This is a genomic window from Dyella monticola, from assembly GCF_003363155.1.
GTDB classification, from domain to species: Bacteria; Pseudomonadota; Gammaproteobacteria; order Xanthomonadales; family Rhodanobacteraceae; genus Dyella_B; species Dyella_B monticola.
In genome coordinates this window covers 1-7,876 of the sequence record NZ_QRBE01000027.1, presented here as the reverse complement: position 1 = coordinate 7,876, position 7,876 = coordinate 1, and the positions used below count along the sequence as shown (strand labels likewise).

At 63.2% G+C, this 7,876-nt stretch carries 2 protein-coding genes and 1 pseudogene; all 3 read left to right on the top strand.

Features of this window, described 5'->3' with window-relative positions; all coding sequences use genetic code 11:
* Positions 1-1,658, top strand: a pseudogene (locus DWU98_RS21360) (hypothetical protein); the annotation flags it as partial.
* Positions 1,659-1,676: 18 nt separating this feature from the next.
* Entirely contained in the window at positions 1,677-4,355 is a 2,679-nt protein-coding gene (locus DWU98_RS21355; protein ID WP_115497611.1) for a YadA family autotransporter adhesin, read from the top strand.
* 687 nt (positions 4,356-5,042) lie between these two features.
* Positions 5,043-7,876, top strand: a 2,834-nt coding sequence (locus DWU98_RS21350) for a beta strand repeat-containing protein (protein WP_425480256.1), incomplete at its 3' end; no start/stop codon positions are given.

Sequence of the window (7,876 nt, the reverse complement as noted above, 5' to 3'; positions counted from 1 at the left end):
GCAAGATCGTCAATGTTGCGCTCGGCGAGGTCTCGGCGACCAGCACGGACGCGATCAACGGCTCGCAGTTGAACGCCACCGACCAAGCACTCAGCACGCTGCAAGATGCACTGGAAAACGGCGGCGTGATCGACCCCGGCACCGGCCAGTCGCTGGCGGTGACCTACAGCAACGCCACCAAGAACATCATCTCGCTCGGCAACCTGGGCACGCCGGTGGAAGTGATGAATGTGGCGACCGGCTTGGCCGGAAGCGATGCGGTGAATGTGGACCAACTCGATGGCGCCATCACCACGCTGACCAACAGCCTGAGCGCGAGCCTCCGGTACGTCAAAGTCAACGCCACCGGTTCGGACGCCAATGCCACGGGCCCCAATGCAGTAGCGATCGGATCGACCGCCACCGCCTCGATAACCGGTGCGGTGGCGATCGGTACGGGTGCGCGCGCTTTGGGCGCCAATAGCGTGGCGATCGGCATCAACTCACTCGCAGCGGGCGCCAATACCGTATCGGTGGGTAACATTGGCAGCGAACGCAAGATCATCAACGTGGATGATGGCGACTACAGCGATGGCAGCACCGATGCGATCAACGGCGGGCAATTGTTCACGCTGCTGGGTGCGCTCAACCGACGCATGGGTGTGCTGGATGTCACGCAGCCGCTGTTCGCGATCGAAGGTGTGAGCGGGGACAACACCGCATCGCTCAATGGCGGCGATGCTAATTCGTACACGTCGATGGCATTTGGCGTGGGGTCGTTCGCCAGCGGCATTCAAACAGTGGCGTTTGGTCTGAGCAATTCGGTGCTATCGGATAATTCGGCAGCGATCGGCGTTTCTGCGTCCACGGGCACAGACGAGCCCTATTCGGCGGCGATCGGATCGAACGTCTCGACGACCGGCTCGAACGCCGTAGCCATCGGCTCACAAACGCAGGCCAATGCCGACTATGCCGTGGCGATCGGCACCAACAATGCCTATGCCATAGGAACGGGTACGGTTGCGATTGGTAATAGCGCGCGCGCAAATAAACTTACGGACAACTCGATCGCCATCGGCAGTTCCGCCAGCGTGGCCGCCAACGTCACCGACGCTGTTGCCTTGGGCAACCTGGCGAGCGTTTCTGCGGGTGCAATCGGCGGCGTGGCGTTGGGACAGGGCGCGGTGGCCAATCGCGGCAACGCCGTGTCGCTGGGTAACCCCAGAGCCACCCCCAACTTCCCCGACCCCATAAGCCGGCAAATCATCAATGTGGCGGCCGGTACGGAGGGGACGGATGCGGTCATCATCAATCAGTTGCAAGGGGTGGCGCAGCCGCTTGGCATTCCCATCAACATCGATGGCAGCATCGGCGAACCGACCTATACGATCGACGACACGGGCTATCACACGATCGCCGAGGCGCTTGACGCGTTGGCGGGCTTGTCCGGAAGCGACCCCAATGCGGTGTCGTATGACGAAGACTCCGACAAGGACACCGTCACGCTGGGTGGCACCAACGGCACGCTGTTGCAGAACGTGACGGCCGGTAGCGTCGCCGACGACAGCATGGATGCCATCAACGGTTCGCAGTTGTTCGATACGGCACTCAGCATCGCCACCACCCTGGGCGGCAATGCGACGGTGAATGCGGATGGCACGGTGAGCGAACCGGTCTAGACCATCGGCGGCGAGCCCGTGACGGGCGTAGGCAATGCCATCACCCAGATCGGCGACCAGGTGACCGATCTGCAGGACACGCTGGACAACAGCGGTTTGTTCGATGCGGACGGCGATCTGCTGGCGGTGGTGTACACCGATGACACGAAGACCGAGGTCACGCTCGGCACCACCGGTACACCGGTAACGACGACCAACCTGGCAGCGGGCGAGGTGTCGCCGACGAGCGTGGATGCGATCAACGGCGCGCAGTTGTTCGATACGGCGCAAAGCATCGCCACCACCCTGGGCGGTGACGCCGTGGTGAACGACGATGGCACGGTGAGCGAACCGGTCTACACCATCGGTGGCGAGCCCGTGACGGGCGTCGGCAATGCCATCACCCAGATCGGCGACCAGGTGACCGATCTGCAGGGCACGCTGGACAACAGCGGTTTGTTTGATGCCGACGGCGACCTGCTGGCGGTGGTGTACACCGACGGCGACAAGACCAATGTCACGCTCGGCACCACCGGCACACCGGTAGGGATGTCCAACCTGGCACCAGGCGGCGTGTCGGCGGCGAGCGTGGATGCGGTGAACGGTTCGCAGTTGTTCGATACCGCGCAAAGCATCGCCACCACCTTGGGCGGCAATGCGACGGTGAATGCGGATGGCACGGTGAGCGAACCGGTCTACACCATCGGCGGCGAGGAAGTAACCGGCGTTGGCGATGCCATCACCCAGATCGGCGACCAGCTGAGCAATCTGCAGGACACGCTGGACAACAGCGGCCTGCTCGATCCAGACAGCGGCGAGCTGCTGGCGGTGGTGTACACCGACGACACCAAGACCGCGGTCACCCTCGGCACGACCGGTACACCGGTAACGACGACTAACCTGGCAGCAGGGGAGGTGTCGCCGACGAGCGTGGATGCGATCAACGGTTCGCAGTTGTTCGATACGGCGCAAAGCATCGCCACCACCTTGGGCGGCGACGCCACCGTGAATGAGGACGGCACGGTGAGCGAACCGGTCTACACCATCGGCGGCGAGGAAGTGACAGGCGTAGGCAATGCCATCACGCAGATCGGCGACCAGTTGGGCAATCTGCACGACACGCTGGAAGGCAGCGGTTTGTTCGATGCGGACGGCGATCTGCTGGCGGTGGTTTACACCGACGACACCAAGACCGCAGTCACCCTAGGCACGACAGACACACCGGTAGCGATGACTAACCTGGCAGCCGGCGACGTCTCGTCGAGCAGCGTGGATGCGGTGAACGGTTCGCAATTGTTCGGTACAGCGCAAAGCATCGCCACCGCCCTGGGCGGCGATGCCGAGGTCAATCCAGACGGCACGGTGAGCGAACCGGTCTACACGGTCGGCGGCGAGTCGGTGACGGGTGTGGGCGAAGCCATCACCCAGATCGACAATCAAATGACCGATCTGCAGGAAAAGCTGGATAACAGCGGTTTGTTCGATGCGGACGGCGACCTGCTGGCGGTGGTGTACACCGACGACACCAAGACCGCGGTCACCCTCGGCACGACCGGCACTCCGGTGACCATGACGAACGTGGCGCCGGGCGACTTGTCGGCGGACAGTACCGACGCGGTCAATGGTGGGCAGTTGACCACCGAGTTGAGCAATTTGAAGGACGAACTGATCAATGGCGCCATCGATCTGAAATACATCAAGGTCACGTCCACCGGCGCGGCAGCCAATGCGAACGGCACCAACGCCGTCGCCATCGGCTCAGCCTCCAGTGCCACGATAGCCGGTGCGGTGGCTATCGGTACGGGCGCGCGCGCTTCGGGTACGAACTCGGTGGCGATTGGTTCCAACTCCGTGGCCAGCGATGCCGACGTCGTGTCCGTGGGCTACATTGGCGGCGAGCGCAAGATCATAAACGTCGACAATGGCGAGATCGCCTCCGACAGCACGGACGCCATCAACGGCAGTCAGTTGTACGGCGTGCGCAAGGCGTTGGACGCGTTGATCGCCAACAAAGGCCCGAAGGATGCGCCCGATCCACTGGCGACCATGGAAGGCCGTACCAATCACAACGTGGCCTCGTTGAACGGTGGTGATCCCGCACAGATGACGGCCGCCGCCATCGGCGCGTTTTCGACGGCTAGCGGAGCCAATGCCATCGCGATGGGTTTGCAGAACATCGCCGCTTCCGACTACTCGGTAGCCCTGGGCCACATGGCACACACGGGTGTGGATCAGAGTTATTCCGTGGCGATGGGTTCGGACGTCCAAACCAATGGCGCGAGGGCGGTAGCGTTGGGTACGCGGGTACAGGCCAATGGCGAGCAGGCACTGGCGCTGGGCAGCAATGGCACCTTGGCGATCGGCAGGAGCACCATCGCGATGGGCGATGGCGTGCGAGCACGCGGCGACCATGGCATTGCGGTGGGCCGGCGCGCGATGGTGGGCGCGGACGAGGCGTTGGCGTTGGGCGCAGACGCAAGCGTCGCGGCCGAAGCGGTCGGTGGTGTCGCACTCGGGTACGGCGCGGTGGCGGACCGCGGCAACGCGCTCTCCATCGGCGGTGGCAACATCGGTGCGCGACAGATCATCCATGTATCGGCAGGTACCGAACCCACCGATGCGGTGAACGTTGCGCAATTGCAGGAAGCCCTGGCGGCGATGCGGGCCGAGATAACGCTGCTGCGCAGTCAGCTAGGTGGGCGTGCGTCTCAACAGTGAAGGCAAGATGGGTGGGTTGCCCTCTCCCCTGCGCGAGCAGGGGAGAGGGTTTACCTCATTTGAAATAGCTCCTAGAAACCGAATAGTCACCTCGTCGTCCCGGCGAAAGCCGGGACCCAGTGTCTTTGTTTTTTGCGAGCGTAAAGTGCTAAGCGCCATGCATCACCGACGTGTGATGCACAGCATCCACATAATCAGCTATTGGCATTCTTTTCACACTGGATTATCAGCGCGTGTGCGAAGTTGCGCGCTGCCGTGCATCCCACGGATGCATGCGCAGCGCTGATCGTAGACCGCGTTATCCGTTTCAGCTTGTAAGTCATAGCCCTCGTGTCATCGGGCGGCAGCATGCTTAGCGACGCTTTGACCGCCTTGCTACGGCGATAGCAAGTGGCGAAGGACGGTGCGTTTCGCGCGTTTGCTTTACGGAGGGATTCCGTCGACCGATTGCTGCATCGTTTCGCCAGCGCTTAGTTCTTTCGACCGCGATAGGCCCGGTACCGCCCGCTGCGCTGGAGAAGCCTCTCGACATTCCGTGTGAAAGCACGCGCACGCCTAAGCGGGCCGGTGCCGAGCGCGTGACTGTTTTTTCAAGAACGTAGCGTGTCGAAGCACCATCGCAATGACGCGAGTCTACATGGCGCACAACCTCACTCCTTCCTGCATTGCTGATAAGGACGCGTCGCCATGAAAAAGCACAACGGTCATTCCCAACATTCAGTGCCATCCAAAGCGCGCAACGTGGTAGCCAGTAGCCGCAAGGCCACGGTGGTCAAGAACGTTGCCCGCGCACCCACGCGACAACGGGTTGGACATTCGCCGGTGCCGGTCCGGGTGCGGAAGTCTTCCCGCGACGACATCGCGGGTCTCGCGGACGCCGATGGCGAGATGGATCTGCAGTCCATCGGTACGCTGGCGGCGCTGGACGATACCTATATCAAGATCGTCGGCAGCGGTAACGGCGCCGCGACCGCTACCGGTACTAACACTCTTGCGATGGGGAGCGGCGCTAAGGCTTCTGGCGGTATTGCGGTGAATGTGATTGGCGCTGTCGCTTCTGTGACTGGAAATAACAGCAACGCGTTCGGTAGCTCTGCGACCGTGTACGGCACGGGCTCCAATGCCTTCGGTAACGGTGCGACCGTCGGTAGCGCCACTGCTAGTGTCAATACAGGCACTGCCCTCGGTCATGGAGCCTTGGTTACTGGCCTCAGTGGTGTGGCGCTTGGCGGGGGCGCCAGCGCCTCTAACGCCTACGACTTCGCTATTGGATCAGGGGCCAAGGCCTCCGGTGGCTACGCCATCGCTATCGCAGGAACGGCCAGTGGCGATCACGCGACTGCCATCGGCAGCGACGCGTCGGGGGCTGCCCAATATGCTGCGGCTATCGGACAGCAGGCTGTGGTAACTGCGGCGGCTGATAAGTCCGTAGCGCTTGGCTTCGGCGCAAACGTGTCAGCGTCTACTTCCGTGGCGATTGGCCCAACTGCTAAAGCGACCGCCACTAATGCAGTAGCCCTCGGCTCTGCCGCTACGAGCTCGGCCGACGGCAATATCGCGATGGGTTTGAGCGCACAGGCAACGGCGGTGGGCGAAGGTGCCATCGCGATTGGTCGCAATGCAAAAGCTGTGTCCGACAGCAACGCCCAGGCTGGCAGTACCGGCGCCATCGCGCTGGGTGATGGCGCGGGCTCTTACGGGGAAGGCTCGATCGCCATCGGACAGGAGACGAGCATCATTCATACGTGCTGCATCGCCATTGGTAAGGGCGCTCAAACCACGCAGCTAGGTGCAATGGCGATCGGTGATCAAGCTCGAACGATCGCCACCAATGCCGTAGCGCTGGGGGCGGGTTCTCTGGCAGACCAAGCCCTTACGGTTTCTGTGGGCAGTGCAGCGACGGATGACTCGGGGTTCACGCGCAAGATCGTGAACATGTCGCCGGCGATCCTTTCAGCTACCAGCACCGATGCAGTGAACGGCTCGCAGCTTTATGCACTGCAAAACGGATTGCGCAACAGCGGCGTCTACAATCCGGATACCGGCGTGTCCCTGGCGGTGACCTATAGCGATGCCTCCAAGAACTTGATCGTGCTTGGCAGCGTGGGCAGTCCGGTGGAGATTCTCAATGTCGCGCCCGGCATCCAGCCCACCGATGCGGTGAACCTCACGCAATTGACCGATGCAGTGGACGAGCTGCGCAACGAAATCAGCAATGGCACGCCGTACGTGAAGGTCAACTCCACCGGCACGGTGGCCAATGCCATCGGCCAGGACGCAATCGCGATCGGCGTGGCGTCGCTGGCGACGGTCAGCGACGCGATGGCGATGGGCCCGCGCGCCCGCGCCTCGGCCGCGCAATCGGTGGCGATCGGCAGCGACAGCCTGGCCGATTCGCCGATGACCGTCTCGATCGGCAACGCGGCCGCCGGCGTCACGCGCCGGTTGGTCAACCTGCAAGCGGGCATTGCCGCCGATGATGCGGTAAACGTGAGCCAGCTCAAGCCGGTGGTCACCGCGCTGGGCGGCGGCGCATCGATCGATCCGAGTACCGGCGCGGTCACCGGGCCGACTTACGATCTCGTCAACGGCGGCACGCAGACCACCGTGGGCGATGGCCTGAGCGCCTTGGACGGTGCGCTGACAACGACCAACCTCACCGTCACCACGCTCAACACCACCGTCAACAACCTCGGCGACCAGGTGCAGCAACTGCAAGACGCCGCAGGCCAGACCTTGCATTACTTCAAAGCCGACGGTCTCAATAACGGTTCCGATGATGCGGTGGCTTCCGGCAGCAATGCGGTGGCGATCGGCAGCAGTGCTACCGCCAGTGCGGCGGGCGCGGTGGCCATCGGCACCGGCGCGATCTCGGACTTCGCCGGTTCCGTGGCCATCGGCAGTGGGGCGGGGGTCGGCGAAAACGCGGTCGCCATCGGCAACGGATCGAGGGCGCGCGATATCAACGATATCGCCATCGGCGCCGGTGCCAGCGCCGACCTCAACTCGACCACCGTGGGTCAAGCGGCGACGTCGGCCACGAACTCGACAGCGTTCGGTGCAGGCGCCCAGGCCGCTGGCAATAGCACGGCCATCGGGCAGGGAGCGGCGGCCCTCACCGACTCCATCAGCATGGGGCGCGGTGCGACGTCGTCGTCGCATTCCGCCGCACTCGGTGTCGGCGCGTCGACGGACGGCGCCTCCAACGCCGTGGCGCTGGGTGCCAACAGCACCACCACGCGCAACAACACGGTGGCGGTCGGTGCGGGCGGTAGCGAACGCCAGATCGTGAACCTTGCAGCGGGCACGCAGAACACCGATGCACTGAACGTCAGCCAGCTGGTGCCGGTGGTGAATGCACTGGGCGGTGGCGCATCCATCAATACGGTTACCGGTGCGGTGACCGGCCCGACCTATACGCTTGCCAACGGCGGCACGCAGACCACGCTGCAAGGTGCGCTGTATGCACTGGATCAAGCAGTGAGCAACGGCAGTGGTGCCAATAATCCCTATCTGGCCGT